Source organism: Enterococcus lactis, assembly GCF_015751045.1.
Taxonomy (GTDB): domain Bacteria; phylum Bacillota; class Bacilli; order Lactobacillales; family Enterococcaceae; genus Enterococcus_B; species Enterococcus_B lactis.
Genome location: NZ_BNJW01000026.1, coordinates 18,273 through 34,131, shown reverse-complemented (window position 1 = coordinate 34,131; position 15,859 = coordinate 18,273). Strand labels below are relative to the sequence as shown.

Here is a 15,859-nt window from a genome sequence, read left to right as displayed (position 1 = left end):
AATGCAGCACCGGCAGCCAAAGTTGTTCCAAAAAGTAAAGTTTTAAGTGATGTCATGAAAAATCTCCTTTATTCGTTAAAAAGTTTTATTTGTTGTGTTCAACGAGGAATACTTTAACACGTGAAAATATTTCATAGGTAAAAGAAGCATGACAATTTATGACAAATCCACGTTTTTTGTAACAGAATGATGTTCATCTCATGTGAAAAATGATGAGAAATTCCACATAATGCAGAAATGATAGGTTTAGAACAAGTGTTCTGATGAGAACAGAAATGTATAAATAACTTGAAAAAAATTGCTATTAATCATCATTTTATTTACACATTGCGTATATTTTTTGTATTTTTGCTTGAGATGTTACAATAAAAGAAAAAGGAGGCGGTTCCAATGAGTAAGAGATACCAGAACATCATGGTAGCAGTTGACGGATCAAGACAATCGATCAAAGCGTTCGCTGAAGCCCTTGACTTAGCAAAGGACAATGAAGCCCACTTATTTATCGTGTCAATCATCAACAAAGTTGAGCTGACCCATAGTGCCTATGCCTTTTCAAAAATCTATGCAGATGAAAAACAAAGAACAGAAGTAGCCATGCTGAAAAAAATCAATGATGCCAAAGAGTTCGGCATTGCTGAGATCCATGCAATAGTTGAAACTGGAGATCCAAGAAATTTGATTGCCAATGTCATCCCTGGACAAGAAAATATTGATTTGATCGTTATGGGAGCGACAGGAAAAGGAGCGATACAACAAGCACTAGTCGGATCGACCGCTTCTTATGTCGTTTCACATGCCCCTTGCAGTGTATTGGTCGTGAAGTAATTAGATAAGGGAGGAATAGAAAATGGTTCGCCCTCAAGAAGTTCGTGCACCAAAAGAAAAAATAGAAATTTTAGCAATTATTGAAGACGGCACACAAACAAAAAAAGGATACTCGATTGCTTTAATAAAGTGGAAAGGAAAAAAAGGTGTTGCTGTAAGGTGGGATGGAGATAATCAACAAGACAAAGGATTCCCGATCACTGCGAACGGCTACCATCCAGCGTGGTTTGTTCTGCCTGATAAATTTACAGAATTATACAGCTATGATTATGCGAAAACTGTCACATCCATTAAAGCATTAGACAAATTAGCAGAAGAGCAGCATAAAATGGATGAAAAATAAAAAAGATGAACCAATCAGTCTTTAGAAAACTGATTGGTTCGAGGAGTAAAAAATGAAAAAAGGTTATTTGGGATGAATATAGAATAATGCGTATAGCTTAAATCAAACTTAAAGCCATAAAAAAGGCAAGAGGGTGAGGTAAATGGAAGCAGGAAAAGTTTTACAGGAAGTAAAAGTATTATGTGCAGATAAAAAATATGAAGAAGCAAAAAGTCTGATTGAAAAGAACAAAGAAAATTTGGAAGAAAAATATCCGATTGCACAAGAATTTATAGAATTGAAACAAGGAACGCTTCTTCATCGATTCAAACATTTTTTTGGTATCACAGAATAGAAAAAAGCGATTAAAGATACAGCAAATCTCTGCTGATCTTTAATCGTTTTCTTTTGAAACTGCTAGGATTCAATTCTGATTTTTATATAAAAAATAGATCCAAATGATTAGAAAAACTACTGCAAGCGTCAATTCGATGATGTGTATCACTAATACAGATGTTGTTTCCCAATGTCTAAAAGAAAAAATCTGATAAGTAAAATATACGGCAGGTAAAGAGGCCAGTAAAACTGAAAACTTCTTTTTCGTCCATTTTATGTAATAGAAAAGAATGCTTAGCATAATAAAAAAAGGAATATAAAAAACGAACTGACCGATCGCGATCATACTATTGCCTCCAATAAATAAAGTCCAAGATACAAAATAACACTTTGTGCGTGAAGGCGCAAGCAGTTCTATGGATTTATCCAGTAAAATATGTATTGATTTTGAATTTATAGGGGAAAATTGCTATAATCAAAGTGAAAGAAGGAGTGGAATTTTCATGGATCATGTAGTGTTAGAAATCGATTTGCATTTAATCAATAATATTCGGGTGATTTACTATGTTGTAAGCAATAGTGTCGAACAACGTGTACTGACGAATAAAATCAATGGTATTTTAGCAAAGAAAGACGTTCACCGATTCAATAACGGTGAAGGTAGTTATTATAGTATCCCAGTAGAAAAAATTATTTATACGACAGTCAAAGTCAGAGAAGATCTGGATACTAAAAAGGCATATGAACCTATTTTTACAACTTATTGATTCACAGTAAATGGAGGAAAAAAATGAATCCATATGAACAACTTATCCAAGATTTGATTGATGGAAAAATCGAAAAAATCGATGTAAAAAGAGAAGAATTGATGGCTTTTCGAGAAGCATGGCTGAAATTGGAGAATCGTAAATATGTGGTAGGAAAAGCATCGCTGAACGGCAATGTGACTTATCACTATGATCCGACACGCTTATTTTAGTAAGGATGATTCAGAAAAAACAAGGGACTGTGACAAAAGTCGTGTCACAGTCCCTTCTTCTGGACAAACGGTGTTCCAGAAATGAAAATTCCTACTTATTAAATAGATTTTTGAACTTGTCTTTCACACTGTCGATATTTACGTCTTTTAGAAGATTTTGTGCTTTCTCTTTGTAAGGACCTAGTTGTTCTTTATGTTCTTCGATAAATCGTTTTGCGCCGTCGAAGTTGCCGCCTTTTATCATTTCCTTGACTTTTTGAAATAATTCTTCTTGATTCATTTTGAACACATCCTTTGCCATCAACTTGATTTTTTTCCATGGATAAAGCGAGAAAATCTAAATTATCCACATCACCATAATATCAAATAACGATCATTTTTGCTAAAAAAACACTTGTTTCTCGCTTCTAAAGTAGGAGAAAAATCTCCAACTTAGGACGGATGGAATTTCTCTAATTGCCCCATATACTGGATATATAACAAGGAGGTAGAAAGATGAAAGTGATTAAATATTTGATAGGATTGGCGGCGATTAGTGGTATTTTGCTATTTGGACTGAAATACTATACTGAAGGAAGTTACGGGGAAATCCCTGGTATACTTGACCAACTAAATCCATTAGTTGAAAAAGGTGAGGTCTATGTAAAAACACAAAAACCAGAGGAAGTAAATGAACATGGAACGGCAAGGTATGTTCAAAAAGCTGCTAATGCCGATGGGGAAGAACGAACAATTGAATTTAATGGACTTTCTGTGTTAAAAGAAAATCATTATTTGAAAATCAGCAATAAAGGAGCACACATAGAAACGTATGAAGAAGTTCCTAGAGAAAAAGTTCCGGAAAAAGCATTAGCAATTATTGGCTAAATCTACTGTATGAGCGCTACAGATTTAATTGTTGATTATAATAAGATTATGTAAACTAAATAATAAATAATAAAAATATTCCAAAATCCCCTGAAAAAAGATCATTCTTTTTTCAGGGGTTCATTTCTTATCAACAAGCTCATCAAATTGGGATGGCAGGGTTCGAACCTACAATTGCTTGATTCAGAGTCAAGTGCCTTACCAGTTTGGCTACATCCCATTTATTCAACAAAATAATCATAGCACTTTTCTAAAAAAACGCAAGTTATTTTTCTTGATCAGATAGTTGTTGTTTTACTCGTAAAAGGCGACGCACCAGTTTCTTTTCCAGTCCAGCAGGAAGGGCAATCCGCTCTGCTACTGACAAGACGGAGTCAAGCAACTGATATTCTTTGACAGGTTCATTCATGATATGGTAAATGTTTGCTAAACGCTCGATATATTCAAAGTGGGTGTACTCTGTTCGAGCGATTAGAAATTTTAATAAATCGATTGCTTTTCCATACTCTTGGTCTCCATAATAGACAAGAGCTTGACGATACAGTTTGATTTCTAGTTCATTGAGGGTAGCAGGTCTGCGCCGTTCGTTCCACTCATTAATAGAAACTTTACCTTGAACATTTCCTTTGCGGTCACGGACAAAAATAATCGGAATTTCATTTGGATTCATTTTTTTATGAGTGAATTTTTCCATTATCTGTGCTCCCTTCAAAGGTTCGGTATCTAGAGTATAAGGGATTTTTACTTTAATTACTAGCTTTTCTCCAAAGTTAGCATTTGTCCGCCCATTGCAGTGAAAATGGCCGAAAAATCATTGATCGGTACTGCTCGATTTTTTACGCCATAGGGGTCGTTGACGTAAATATTCTCTTTGTCGTATCCAGTGACTACACAAGCATGAACAAGTGGAGTGACTCTTACTTCTCCGTTGTTTGTTGTCCAAGTCATAAAATCAGTTTCATCAGGGACTTCAAAATTGATAGTCACGGAAGTCCATACAGGATTTCCTTTAGATAGAGCTTTTTTGATATCATCTAGTTGAGCATCTGTTTTTGGTAAAGTATGATAATCCGTTTGGACGATCTGTTGAGCAAGAGAGGCAATAGGAGGGACATAGACGCCCATAGCCCAGTCTCCGCCACTGATATCTCCAACAAATCCTTCATTAGGATCGCCATGAGTCCCATCTGCATTGAAAACAGGGACGTAATCCAATTGTTCAGCTAACTGGTTTTTAGTCGTTTCATAACCATAAAAAGATAAAAGCATGGAAAGCGAAGTGACCTCGCAGCCATTTTCTAGAGAAGGAGAGTCAAACTGGCTCTCTAATGGAACATCTAGCAAAACTTCTGCTTTCTCTTTTGTTTTTTTCGTTTTTTGTGTTGAACTTTTTTGTGTAGTATTCATTGTATGTTCTGGAGAATGGATATGTAGGTAATAACTTGTACCACTTAATAAAAGAGTAGCTGTACCTCCTAGAAACAATAGTTTTTTAAATGTTTTTTTCTTCATTGGAAATCTCCCTTTTCAGCTGTTTATCTTTCCTATTATAAGTGTATTTTTATTGGGAAGGGAAGTATTTTATTTAAATATGTAAGAAATAATCAGTTTTTGAGGAATATTATTTATTATTTTAGAAAAAATTCTTCTAGATACAACAGCTGTTTTAATTGTGAAAACGAAAACAGTACGCTATAATGCCTGTAAGGTTGATTTTTGACTGTAAACAAAAAATCAAATAGTTAAATCTCCAAAAAATAGCAATTGTAATATGGAGAAAAGTTCCAGCAGTTTAGGAGGATTTTGATGACGGAAGAAATGATTAATTTAGGAGAACAATATGCATGCAAACCAATTGGCTTTACAAAAACGGTCGTTGGTGAAGTTGTATCAAAAATGACAAACTGTGCCGTGGTCAAAGTTGCCCAATGTGCTGCAGAGGATCAAGAGTTATTAGATGAAAAAGCAAGCATGGTTGTTGCAAAATATGATACATTTGAATAAAGAAAATAATTGGACGTGCGGCGTGCTGCAAGTCCAATTTCTTTGAGAAGGTAAATCAGTATTCTTTTCCTGTTTTCAGGTGAAGAAAAAGCGAGGCGAGTTGTCATGGTAACATTTTTTACGGTCCTATTGTTTTTATTCGTTGTTGTTATGTTCTTATTTCTTTGGCTGGTGCGAAAAGAAATTATTTATCGGACTGTTCGGAATCGATGGGTCTACTTGGTCATACCATTCTTAGTAGTACTAGTCATTTGGTACACACTCATCAGCCAGCCTACAGCAGATGAATTGGCAAAAGGGATTTTGTCAGCGATGATTTTTATTAGTTTTTTGTTGGACAGTCGAGGAATTACAGAAGAAGGGCTTGTCTTGAATAGCTTTGATAAAAAAGGTGTTCCTTTTTCTGAAATCAATAAAATCGTGTTGTACCAACCAAAAGGTTCTAAAATTGTAAAAATGAATTTTTTCCGAAACGGATGGCGGGGACCGATGCTGAAATTTTCTGCATCATTAGAAGAATTAGTTCCATTTTTGTCCCAACGCTTGAACGATGAGGCGGAGATTGATATTATGATCGATCCAGAATAAAAAATAGAGGTTGCGACAAGATGTTTGTCACAACCTCTGTTTTTTTCAAGTAAAATTATCCGAATACACGGAAGCGATCTGCATCGTTCATGTATTCTTTTTCCCCAGCTGGTGTTTCTGGTGAACCGAATACTAATTGTGAACGTAGTTTCCAGTTTGAAGGGATATTCCATTCTTTTGCAACTGCTTCGTCAATAACTGGGTTGTAATGTTGCAGGTTTGCGCCCAATCCTTTATCAACTAATGCTACCCAAGTGTTCGCTGTTGCGATTCCGTTTGATTGTTCTGACCAATCTGGGAAGTTGTCTGCATATAATTCAAATTGTTCTTGTAGACCTTTTACCACGTCAGTATCTTTGAAGAATAATACTGTACCATAACCATTTTTGAAACCAGCTAATTTGTTTTGTGTATTTGGGAAAGCTTCTGCTGGAGTCAATGGGCGAAGTACTTCTTCAGTGATTTCCCAAAGTTTTTCATGTGCATCTCCGAAAAGAATAACTGCGCGTGTTGATTGAGCATTGAAAGCAGTTGGGCTTTCTTTAATTGCTTCTTTGATCAAAGCTGTCAATTCTTCATTAGAAAGTGAAACATTACGTCCTAGATGATAGATTGAACGGCGATTTTTTAAAGTGTCAGTAAAAGTTGTCATAATAAAATTTCTCCTTTGATTTGCGTTTTGCATTTTTTTAATTGATTACGAAATGAAGTATATCATCTTACAAAAAGTAAGTAAACAGATATGCTCACAAAAAATAAGCGAAGTTCAAAAAACAATTTTAATAAGGGAAATCGTTAGAAAAGGATTTTCTTGGTTATCGCTTTCATTGCTGTGTTTTAGGAATTTTTGCTTATTCGAAAAAAACAGCTGATATATAATTATTAAATCTCTATCTTCTTTTTTTTATGATATTGCCATTAAAAATTACTTGTTTTTATAGAAAATTAGTTTATATTTCTTAAATAAGTTTTTTAGTTAAATTTTTCGGTAAAGATGTATAATATTTTCTGAAAATTTAAAGAATTGGGGTATAGATTATGGAAAAACAGCAAGACAAGGGCTTCTTCGGGCAGCCGAAGGGATTGTCAACTTTGTTCTTCACTGAGATGTGGGAACGATTTAGTTATTATGGTATGCGTGCATTACTTATCTATTATATGTACGATACAGTTGCCAACGGGGGACTTGGATTACCACGAGCAACAGCATTAGCTATCATGTCGATATACGGATCGCTGATCTACATGTCTAGTATCGTCGGCGGATGGGTATCTGACCGAGTGTTAGGAGCAAAACGCACTGTATTCTTTGGTGGAGTCTTCATTATGCTTGGACACATCGTCTTGGCTTTACCATTTGGTGTAAGTACATTATTTGTTTCAATGGCATTGATTATTATCGGAACCGCCTTTTTGAAACCAAACGTTTCTGGCATGGTCGGACATCTTTATTCAAAGACTGATTTGCGAAGAGATGCAGGATTTTCGATTTTTTACATGGGTGTCAACTTAGGAGCATTATTAGCACCACTAATCGTTGGGACAATCGGTCAAGAATATAACTACCATTTAGGGTTCTCTTTAGCTGCTATTGGGATGTTCTTTGGATTATTACAATACATTATCCAAGGACGCAAGACATTAGACGGAGTGGGTACTACACCGCCGAATCCTTTGACAACTGAAGAACGTAAAGGATTCATCCGTAACTTGATCATCGCACTTGTTGTTATCGCTGCAGTATTCGGTGGGGCACAATTAACTGGTCATCTGACAATCGACTTTTTTGTCAATACAATCAGTGTATTGGGGATTATCTTACCGTTGTATTACTTTATCAAAATGTTGACTTCAAAAGATGTAACTGCTGAAGAAAAACCAAGAGTATGGGCGTATATCCCATTATTCCTTGCAGCAATCATTTTCTGGTCATTACAAGAACAAGGTTCATCTATCTTAGCTTTATTTGCTAGTGAACGTACGCAATCTACACTATTTGGTGTGACGATCCAAGCAAGCTGGTATCAATCATTGAATCCGATTTTCATCTTTATTTTGACACCGGTATTCGTAACGATGTGGACAAAACTTGGCAAACGCCAACCATCTACAGTAGTGAAATTCTCTCTTGGTCTTTTGTTTGCAGGATTATCATACTTACTATTGATGTTGCCAGGTATGCTTTATGGGACAAGTGGAAAAGTAAGTCCATTGTGGTTGTTAGGAAGTTTCTTCATCGTGGTTATTGCTGAATTGTGTCTTTCACCAGTTGGTTTGTCTGTAACAACGAAATTAGCACCACGAGCATTTGAATCACAAACAATCGCTATTTGGTTCTTAGCTGATGCTTCTTCACAAGCAATCAATGCACAAATTGCACGCTTCTACACACCGGGAACAGAATCTGCCTACTTCGGTATTATCGGTGCAGTAGCAATCGTTGGTGGTATCTTGCTATTTACTGTGAAAGAACCAATCAAAAAACTAATGGGATCTATCCATTAATCAACTCACGAAAAGACAGGAATTGCTTATTTGTAGCGATTCCTGTCTTTTTGCGTATACTCAAAAAAGATAGAAATATCAGAACCATAAAAGTATATAATTTGAAGAATATAGAACAAATGTTCAGTATTTTTTGATATAATAAAGAAGCACCGTATCATGTGTTGAAGGAGGAAAAGCATGTCTTTACAATTTATTCTTGGAAACGGGAAAAAAGATCACCGTCAAGTCTTGATCGACGAAGCGTCAGCTTGGCTCGACCAGGATGCAAGCAACCAAGTATTTTTTCTTGTTCCCAATTACAGCAAATTCGAACAGGAACAAGAAATTTTAGCGGAGATGCGAAGAAGAAGCGGGAAAAAAGCTTTCAGCACAACAAATGTTCAAGTATTCAGTTTTTACCGTCTGGCTTGGTATTTGCTGCAACAGACAACCCTTCTTACAGGAAATGAGTTATCAGAATCCGGATCTGCGATGATCTTGCGACAGATTTTAGAAAAACATGAGGAAGAATTAACGATCTTTCGCGGAGAAATCAATAAAAGAGGATTTATTCGCCAATTGCAAGAACTCTATAGTGAATTGCGCATAGGGAATATTCAACCGGAAGACTTGATGCTTTTATTTGGTGATTCACCGAATGCAGAAGACCAGCAACTTAAAATGAAAGACTTGAAGCTGATTTTTTCAGCTTATGACAGCGAATTGACCGAACGTGCCCTATCAAATGAAGATGCACTGGCTATACTAGCAAATTATATGCAGACACAAGATTTCACCAACGTCAAATTTATCGTCAGCGGTTTTTCCCGAATCAATGGGCAAGAGTATCAATTACTGCAGGCAATGATGGAAAAGGGGCAATTAGTTGTCGATTTATTGTTGGATCGTCCTTATACAGCGGATCTTCCAGAAGTACTTACGCTCTTTCATGAGACTGGAAAGCTTTATTTCCGTCTTTTTCAAAGTGCGAGAGAACGGAAAGTCCCTATATTAGTAGATCGTTTTGCGCCAGAGCAGAATCGTCCGACAGCGCTGCAGTTGCTGCAAACGATGTGGGAAGAGACTTCTAGCCAAAAGAAAGCAACCGTCCGCAAATTAGGGGAACAAGAGGCTCTCCATTTGTGGGAAGCTGAAAATCCAACTGAGGAAGTCCGACAGTTAGCCGTTGAAATCAGACGGCTAGTCAGTGAAGAAAACTACCGTTATCGTGATATCCAAGTACTGACAAAAAATATGTCCTTATATGGAAATATTCTTCGACCAATCTTTCAAGAAATGGCGATTCCTTTTTATATCGATGAAGAACAAATGATGGAAAATCATCCGCTGATTGAATGGATCAACAGTCTGTTCGCTCTTGACCGTTATTCTTATCGATTAAGTGATATTATGCGTTTTTTCAAGACGGAATTGTTCCTATCGATGGAAACAGAAACCGAACTGGATGAATGGAAACAAGAACGAGATGAATTCAGGAAAAAATTGGACATCACAGAAAATGTCGCACTTGCTTATAATTATCAAGGCACTTACTGGACGCGTGAAAAAGATTGGCAGTTTGTAGCGTATGATTTTGAAGCAGAGCAGATTGAAGACGTACAGCATCTGGAAGAACAGTCAAATACGATTAGACGATTATTTCAGAAATCTATACCTGCATTTTTTAAAAAAATAAAGAAAAGCAAAACAGGACAAGCGGCCGCAAATGTTTTTTATCAATTTTTGATCCAAAGTGGTGTACAGCAACAATTATTGTTTTGGCGTAATCAGGAAGTAGATAGAGGAAACTTAGAAGCGGCAAGAAACCATGAGCAGACATGGGGAGCGCTGATTGATCTGCTGGATGAATATGTAGTCATTTATGGTGAATCGGCTTTTGACTGGTCACTGTTCCAAGAAATCATTACGAGTGGTCTAGAAAATCTAAGTTATGGTAAAATCCCTACCGCAATCGACCAAGTGCGAATCAACCGTTTGGAATTAGTTCGACCGAATCAAGCTGCCGTCACTTTTGCATTAGGTTTGAATGATCAAGTGTTTCCAGACCGTAAAGAAACAAAAGGATTGTTGTCCAGTGAAGAACGAGAAGTATTAAATCAAGCTTTGCCAGATGGACAGTTTTTATTCGACCCATCCAAAGAAAGTATCTCTTTTGAGCCTTTCCAAGCCTACCTTGTTTTTCTTTCCGGAACGGATCGATTATATCTTAGCTATGCACAAAGCTATGACACAGATGGTTCACTGAAGATGTCTCCTTATTTGCGCAGAATCACAGAATATTTATCAGTTCCCGTCGAGAGAAAAGAGCATTTGACGATCGAAAGCGATCCTGATTGTTATGTAGGAACTTACAGAAGCGGAATCAATACAGTCAATAGGATTTATCGATTAGCTTTAGATGAAAAGAAACCTGTACCAAAGCATTGGCAAAAGCTCAAAGAATTAGTACTGAATTCCTCATGGCGCAATTTTGCTTTACAAATCTTTGAAAGTCAGGAACATTTGAATGTGCCTGTTTCGATGCCAGAAAAAATGGCGGAAGAGCTTTATGGAAAAGAAATTTATACTTCGATTTCACGTATGGAGAATTTTTATAATTGTGAATACAAATACTTCATGCAATTTGGTTTGAAATTGAAAGAACGAACTGTTTATGGTCTGACTCCAGCAGCAACAGGTGATTTTTATCATGAATCATTGGATCGTTTCTTCAAGCTACTGTTTTCAAACCAATTATCCTTAGTGAATATGACCGATGCGCAGCGTAAAGACTTCACTGAAAAAGTGCTGCAAGAAGTGTTCGGAGAACTTCGGTTTGAGATATTGGATAGTTCTGCAAGAATGAACTATATCCGCTATCAATTAGGACAGACGATCCAAAAAGTGGCATGGGCTTTGCACAAACAGAGCAAAAATACGGGCATGCATCCTCTACAGACGGAGATTTTATTTGGTCAGATTGCTGGAGCAAAAGGTATCACAGGTCTGGAATTACCGTTGAGTAATGGTGGTAAACTCCACGTTCGAGGAAAAATCGATCGGATTGATGTAGCTTCTGAACAAGAAGACACTTGGTTAAGCGTTATTGATTACAAATCTAGTGGACGTTCATTTGATGTCACAGAAGCTTATTATGGCATGGCTATGCAATTATTGACGTATCTGGACGTAGCATTGATGGATGCGGTACGTTTGACTGGAAAGGCGGCTGTTAAACCAGCAGGCTCTTATTATTTACATGTTCATAATCCTGTATTGACAGAGACAGATGATGTAGAGAAGAATACATTGAAAAAATTTAGTTATGATGGCGTTTTTGTCGATGATCCCGCTCTTTTAGAAGTACTAGATCATTCACTGGAAACAAAAGAACAATCACTGATCTATCCAGTGAAAAAAAATGCGAAAGATGAATACCAAAAAGGTAGTTTCAGCAAAGATAAATTTTTCACGGAAGAAGAACTGCAACTATTCATGGCGCATAATCGGGAAAATATGCGGTTAGCTGGAGATGCAATCACTTCCGGAGAAATCAAACTGAACCCAGCTTATAAAGATAAACAGCGAATTGCCTGCGAATTTTGTCCATTCAGAAGCATCTGTACGTTTGATGTGATGCTGAAAGAAAATAATTACCACCGTCTGGAGAAAATAGATAAGGAAGAAGCACTGCGCAGAATATTGAAAAGGAGTGAAGAAGAGTGAATCAAATTCCTTTAAAACCGCAAAATGAACGATTTACAGATGATCAGTGGCAGGCGATTTTCGATCAAGGAGATAATTTGTTAGTCTCTGCGTCTGCCGGATCAGGTAAAACTACAGTGCTTGTTCGAAGAGTGATTGAAAAATTAAAAATGGGTTTTGATATCGATGAATTACTGATTGTGACATTTACTGAAGCAGCCGCAAGAGAAATGAAAGAAAGAATTCAAGAGGCATTACAAGAAGCGGTCAACAGCGAAAGCGACCCTGTACGAAGACAGCATTTTACTAAGCAGTTAGTTTTATTGCCCACAGCGAATATCTCAACCTTACATGCTTTTTGTCTAACAGTTATTCGACGTTATTATTACTTAATTGATATTGATCCGGTCTTTCGCATGTTAACAGATGAAACAGAAACGATCTTGATGAAGGAGGATGTGTGGGACGAGCTGAGAGAAGCACTTTACGCAGAAAATGATGAACGATTTTTCCAATTAACAATGAACTTTTCTAATGATCGTTCAGATGACGGCTTGACGAATCTGGTGTTTTCTCTTTATGAGTTTGCCCGTGCCAACCCTGACCCCCAAAAATGGCTAGAACAGTTAAGCGATAATTATCGTTTGACTGAGGGGCTAGCGAAATCTCGATTATATCAAGAACAAATCCGTCCTTTAGTTTTGGCAGATATATACCAATGTGTACAATTATATGAACAGATGACTCAGTTAGCACAAGGTGAAGAATTAGAAAAAATGCATGAGCAAGTGGCCGGAGAACAACAGCAGATCAAAAATATCTATGAAGCTTTCTCGCAAGATCGGTTAGAAGAAGCTTATGCTAGTTTGGAACAACTGACTTTTTCAACTTTTAAGAGCAGTCGTAAAGCAGAATTGAAAGAAATATCCAATGAAGTCAAGGGCATGAGGGATAAAGCAAAAAAATTGATTCAGCAGATAAGTAAAAGTTACTTTCCTGTTTCACCAAGCCAAATAGAAGAATTAACGGAAAAAGCACTACCGTTAGTCGAAGAAATGACAAAAGTCACGCAAATCTTTATGGACGGTTTCAGTATGCGTAAACGGGAAAAAGGTGTGTTGGATTTCAATGATCTGGAACATCTAGCGTTGCAGATTCTCACAGAAAAAACGAAAGATGCATGGCTGCCAAGTGAAGCTTCAAAACATTATCGAAAAAAATTCAAAGAAGTAATGGTAGATGAATATCAAGACGTGAACCAATTACAAGAAGCCATTTTATACTGGCTAAGAGAACCTGACGATACAAAAGGAAATATGTTTATGGTTGGGGATGTCAAACAATCCATTTATTCTTTCCGTTTAGCAGATCCTAGTTTATTTATCGGGAAATACGAGAATTTTTCAAAGAAAGAAGGCGGACGTCGGATCGTTTTGGCTGAGAACTTCCGCTCTAGAAAAGAAGTCCTTTCTTTTACGAATCTTATTTTTGAACAACTAATGGATCCAGCAGTAGGTCAAATCAATTATGACGAAGCAGCCAAACTCATACAGGGATTCTCAGACTTTCCGGAGAATGAACAGTTTGAGCCAGAAATCATGATCTATGAAAAAGAACAGGAAGAATCAGAGATCGAGATTCCGACGGACGATATACTGGAAGACAAAACAGAAGGCGAACTTTTTATGACAGGACTAAAAATTCGTCAATTAATTGATTCCTCCTTTATGATTTATGATAAAAAATCAAAGAAAAGTCGTCCGATAGAGTACAAAGACATTGTTCTCTTGACACCTACAAAGAAGAACAACTTAACGATTTTAGAGATTTTCAAAACATTGGATATTCCTTTGGAGATGAATGATGCTCAAAATTATTTTCAAGCGACAGAAATTCGCACGATGATCTCGCTGCTACAATTAATTGACAACCCCTATCAAGATATTCCGCTTGCGGCTGTATTGCGTTCGCCAGTCGTGGGTTTGATTGAACCAGAATTAGCCAGCATCCGATTAGCCGACCGTGCACATACTTACTATGATGCTGTGCTTGCTTATCAAGCATCAAACGAAGATGAATTAGCGGCTAAGCTGGAACATTTTGGCAAACAACTAGATCATTGGCGAGAACTTGCTCGCCGTTCTTCGATCACTGACTTGCTATGGGATATCTATTATGAGACGGGATATCTAGAGTATGTGGTCGGTTTGCCAGCAGGAGCACAGAGACAAGCCAATCTTTATGCATTGGTCGATCGTGCCAAAGCATACGAGCAAAGTTCTTTCAGAGGATTATATCAGTTCGTGCGTTTCATTGAAAAAATGCAAGAAAAAGATAAAGACTTAGCAGAACCAGTCATTTCAATAGAAGATAATGCTGTTCGCGTAATGACGATCCATGCAAGTAAAGGCTTGGAATTTCCAGTTGTATTTTTGTTAGATATGACGAAAGAATTTAACTTACAAGACTTGCGCAATCGGTATGCTTTTGAAGAAAAACTTGGAGCAGGTATTCGCTATATGGATCCTGAAACACGGGTGTTATATGATACGTTACCGTTTCAAGCCATCAAATTGGCAAAGCAAAACAAATTGTTGTCGGAAGAAATGCGTAAATTGTATGTAGGATTGACTCGGGCAGAACAAAAGCTTTTCATTGTCGGTTCCTATAAAAATAAAGAGCAAATGATCCAAACGTGGTCTGAAGCAGCTGATCATGAGGAGTTGGTTTTTGATCCTGCGCTACGTTTGAAGGGCAGAAGCAGCTTGATGAATTGGATTGGTTACGGATTGATCCGTCATCCTGAAATGCAGAAATACTTAGAGGAAGAAGTTTCGACTTCTCTCCTTCAAGATTCAAATGCACAGTTTTCTATTTCATGGATGAATCAGCAAACAATCATTGAACAAAGACAGTTGCTTGCTGAAAAAGAACTGGTTAACTTAGATCAGCAGATGAAAGAAAAGGAAACTGTATTAGCAGATTCGTTACAAAAACGTCTAGCCTATGAATATCCTTATCAGGCTTCTTCGCAAACCACAAGTTATCAATCTGTATCTGAGATCAAACGATTATTCGAAGATCCAGATGATACACAAGAATCACGTTTGACTCTGGAAAGTAGTCAGACAAAGGCAGCATCTCGTCAATTCCGTTATACGCAAGAACAACTAGCAGAACCAAAATTTTTACAAAAAGATCGGCAAGTGTCGGCAGCTGCTGTTGGAACAGCTACCCATGCTTTATTGCAATTGCTGCCATTAGAGATGCCAACTACAGAGAGCATCAATCAAAAGTTGCAGGAATTAGTAAAGAAACGGTTAATAGACGAAAAGGTCGCAAAAAAAGTAGATGTTTCTTCTATTATATGGTTCTTTCAAACAGAACTTGGGCAACAATTGATTGCCAACAAAGAAAACGTAAAACGGGAACAACCTTTTTCCATGCTGCTTTCTGCTGATGAAGTATTTCAAGACTATCCAAATCAGGAAGATGAGCTATTGATCCACGGAATCGTCGATGGATACTTAGAAGAAAAAGATCATCTCCATATCTATGATTTTAAAACAGATTTCATTTTACATCCGGATGATCCAGCAGAAATAGACGCGATCGTCCAAAAATATCAAGGACAGCTAAGACTTTACCAACAAGCAATGACAGAAGCACTGAATAAACCTGTAGAAAATGTTTTCCTAATTTTACTTCGGGTGAAACGAATCATAAACATTAATAAATAATTATAA

General features: G+C 37.0%; 16 protein-coding genes and 1 tRNA gene. 11 read left to right on the top strand and 6 right to left on the bottom strand.

What is annotated here, in order from left to right:
- Nucleotides 1-390 precede the first annotated feature (390 nt).
- From KFO35_RS12155 to KFO35_RS12145, 3 genes are all read left to right on the top strand, one after another.
- On the top strand, nucleotides 391-825 hold the full coding sequence (locus KFO35_RS12155; protein ID WP_002292929.1) for a universal stress protein: 435 nt from the start codon (nucleotides 391-393) through the stop codon (nucleotides 823-825).
- A 22-nt stretch (nucleotides 826-847) separates the two neighbouring features.
- Nucleotides 848-1,168 (top strand): hypothetical protein, encoded by a 321-nt coding sequence (locus KFO35_RS12150; RefSeq protein ID WP_002315116.1) that lies wholly within the window; start codon nucleotides 848-850, stop codon nucleotides 1,166-1,168.
- Between the two features lie 142 nt (nucleotides 1,169-1,310).
- Nucleotides 1,311-1,502, top strand: a complete 192-nt coding sequence (locus KFO35_RS12145; RefSeq protein ID WP_002315115.1) for a hypothetical protein — start codon at nucleotides 1,311-1,313, stop codon at nucleotides 1,500-1,502.
- A gap of 69 nt (nucleotides 1,503-1,571) precedes the next feature.
- On the opposite strand, the gene KFO35_RS12140 is transcribed toward KFO35_RS12145, so the two are convergent.
- Nucleotides 1,572-1,829 (bottom strand): hypothetical protein, encoded by a 258-nt coding sequence (locus tag KFO35_RS12140; RefSeq protein WP_002292934.1) that lies wholly within the window; start codon nucleotides 1,827-1,829, stop codon nucleotides 1,572-1,574.
- Nucleotides 1,830-1,986: 157 nt separating this feature from the next.
- Between KFO35_RS12140 and KFO35_RS12135 the strand changes: the two genes are divergently transcribed.
- Nucleotides 1,987-2,250: a hypothetical protein gene (locus KFO35_RS12135; protein WP_002292935.1), complete on the top strand. Its 264-nt coding sequence runs from the start codon at nucleotides 1,987-1,989 to the stop codon at nucleotides 2,248-2,250.
- A gap of 23 nt (nucleotides 2,251-2,273) precedes the next feature.
- Complete coding sequence (gene ykzS, locus KFO35_RS12130; RefSeq protein WP_002288067.1) at nucleotides 2,274-2,462, top strand: protein YkzS; 189 nt, start codon at nucleotides 2,274-2,276, stop codon at nucleotides 2,460-2,462.
- A 91-nt stretch (nucleotides 2,463-2,553) separates the two neighbouring features.
- On the opposite strand, the gene KFO35_RS12125 is transcribed toward ykzS, so the two are convergent.
- Entirely contained in the window at nucleotides 2,554-2,742 is a 189-nt protein-coding gene (locus tag KFO35_RS12125) for a hypothetical protein (RefSeq protein ID WP_002292937.1), read from the bottom strand.
- A gap of 215 nt (nucleotides 2,743-2,957) precedes the next feature.
- Here KFO35_RS12125 and KFO35_RS12120 point away from each other — a divergent pair, with 215 nt between their 5' ends.
- Nucleotides 2,958-3,329, top strand: a complete 372-nt coding sequence (locus tag KFO35_RS12120) for a YxeA family protein (protein ID WP_002315113.1) — start codon at nucleotides 2,958-2,960, stop codon at nucleotides 3,327-3,329.
- 147 nt (nucleotides 3,330-3,476) lie between these two features.
- Here the strand turns inward: KFO35_RS12120 and KFO35_RS12115 are convergent.
- The 3 genes from KFO35_RS12115 to KFO35_RS12105 form a co-directional block, all read right to left on the bottom strand.
- A tRNA-Gln gene (locus KFO35_RS12115) sits at nucleotides 3,477-3,549 on the bottom strand.
- A 45-nt stretch (nucleotides 3,550-3,594) separates the two neighbouring features.
- Nucleotides 3,595-4,023, bottom strand: a complete 429-nt coding sequence (locus KFO35_RS12110; RefSeq protein WP_156272361.1) for a hypothetical protein — start codon at nucleotides 4,021-4,023, stop codon at nucleotides 3,595-3,597.
- Nucleotides 4,024-4,082: 59 nt separating this feature from the next.
- Nucleotides 4,083-4,841, bottom strand: a complete 759-nt coding sequence (locus tag KFO35_RS12105; RefSeq protein WP_002329144.1) for a C39 family peptidase — start codon at nucleotides 4,839-4,841, stop codon at nucleotides 4,083-4,085.
- A 294-nt stretch (nucleotides 4,842-5,135) separates the two neighbouring features.
- Between KFO35_RS12105 and KFO35_RS12100 the strand changes: the two genes are divergently transcribed.
- Both KFO35_RS12100 and KFO35_RS12095 read left to right on the top strand, forming a co-directional pair.
- The gene (locus tag KFO35_RS12100) at nucleotides 5,136-5,333 is read left to right on the top strand and encodes a hypothetical protein (protein ID WP_002315110.1); all 198 of its coding nucleotides are present in this window, start codon (nucleotides 5,136-5,138) and stop codon (nucleotides 5,331-5,333) included.
- Nucleotides 5,334-5,438: 105 nt separating this feature from the next.
- On the top strand, nucleotides 5,439-5,921 hold the full coding sequence (locus KFO35_RS12095; RefSeq protein ID WP_002315109.1) for a hypothetical protein: 483 nt from the start codon (nucleotides 5,439-5,441) through the stop codon (nucleotides 5,919-5,921).
- 55 nt (nucleotides 5,922-5,976) lie between these two features.
- On the opposite strand, the gene KFO35_RS12090 is transcribed toward KFO35_RS12095, so the two are convergent.
- Entirely contained in the window at nucleotides 5,977-6,573 is a 597-nt protein-coding gene (locus KFO35_RS12090) for a nitroreductase family protein (protein WP_024636279.1), read from the bottom strand.
- A gap of 386 nt (nucleotides 6,574-6,959) precedes the next feature.
- Between KFO35_RS12090 and KFO35_RS12085 the strand changes: the two genes are divergently transcribed.
- The 3 genes from KFO35_RS12085 (at nucleotide 6,960) to addA (ending at nucleotide 15,853) form a co-directional block, all read left to right on the top strand.
- Complete coding sequence (locus tag KFO35_RS12085) at nucleotides 6,960-8,426, top strand: peptide MFS transporter (protein ID WP_002315107.1); 1,467 nt, start codon at nucleotides 6,960-6,962, stop codon at nucleotides 8,424-8,426.
- A gap of 180 nt (nucleotides 8,427-8,606) precedes the next feature.
- Complete coding sequence (locus KFO35_RS12080; RefSeq protein WP_156272359.1) at nucleotides 8,607-12,134, top strand: PD-(D/E)XK nuclease family protein; 3,528 nt, start codon at nucleotides 8,607-8,609, stop codon at nucleotides 12,132-12,134.
- A complete protein-coding gene (gene addA / locus KFO35_RS12075; protein ID WP_167513747.1) occupies nucleotides 12,131-15,853 on the top strand; it encodes a helicase-exonuclease AddAB subunit AddA in 3,723 nt (1,240 codons plus the stop codon). Before KFO35_RS12080 ends, addA begins: the two co-directional genes overlap by 4 nt.
- Nucleotides 15,854-15,859 lie beyond the last annotated feature (6 nt).

Coding starts and splice junctions, on each gene's coding strand:
- KFO35_RS12100 (WP_002315110.1), top strand. CDS start 5,136: ATGACGGAAGAAATGATTAATTTAGGAGAACAATATGCATGCAAACCA.
- KFO35_RS12120 (WP_002315113.1), top strand. CDS start 2,958: ATGAAAGTGATTAAATATTTGATAGGATTGGCGGCGATTAGTGGTATT.
- KFO35_RS12135 (WP_002292935.1), top strand. CDS start 1,987: ATGGATCATGTAGTGTTAGAAATCGATTTGCATTTAATCAATAATATT.
- KFO35_RS12125 (WP_002292937.1), bottom strand. CDS start 2,742: ATGAATCAAGAAGAATTATTTCAAAAAGTCAAGGAAATGATAAAAGGC.
- KFO35_RS12105 (WP_002329144.1), bottom strand. CDS start 4,841: ATGAAGAAAAAAACATTTAAAAAACTATTGTTTCTAGGAGGTACAGCT.
- KFO35_RS12085 (WP_002315107.1), top strand. CDS start 6,960: ATGGAAAAACAGCAAGACAAGGGCTTCTTCGGGCAGCCGAAGGGATTG.
- KFO35_RS12155 (WP_002292929.1), top strand. CDS start 391: ATGAGTAAGAGATACCAGAACATCATGGTAGCAGTTGACGGATCAAGA.
- KFO35_RS12110 (WP_156272361.1), bottom strand. CDS start 4,023: ATGGAAAAATTCACTCATAAAAAAATGAATCCAAATGAAATTCCGATT.
- KFO35_RS12150 (WP_002315116.1), top strand. CDS start 848: ATGGTTCGCCCTCAAGAAGTTCGTGCACCAAAAGAAAAAATAGAAATT.
- KFO35_RS12145 (WP_002315115.1), top strand. CDS start 1,311: ATGGAAGCAGGAAAAGTTTTACAGGAAGTAAAAGTATTATGTGCAGAT.
- ykzS (WP_002288067.1), top strand. CDS start 2,274: ATGAATCCATATGAACAACTTATCCAAGATTTGATTGATGGAAAAATC.
- KFO35_RS12140 (WP_002292934.1), bottom strand. CDS start 1,829: ATGATCGCGATCGGTCAGTTCGTTTTTTATATTCCTTTTTTTATTATG.
- KFO35_RS12080 (WP_156272359.1), top strand. CDS start 8,607: ATGTCTTTACAATTTATTCTTGGAAACGGGAAAAAAGATCACCGTCAA.
- KFO35_RS12090 (WP_024636279.1), bottom strand. CDS start 6,573: ATGACAACTTTTACTGACACTTTAAAAAATCGCCGTTCAATCTATCAT.
- KFO35_RS12095 (WP_002315109.1), top strand. CDS start 5,439: ATGGTAACATTTTTTACGGTCCTATTGTTTTTATTCGTTGTTGTTATG.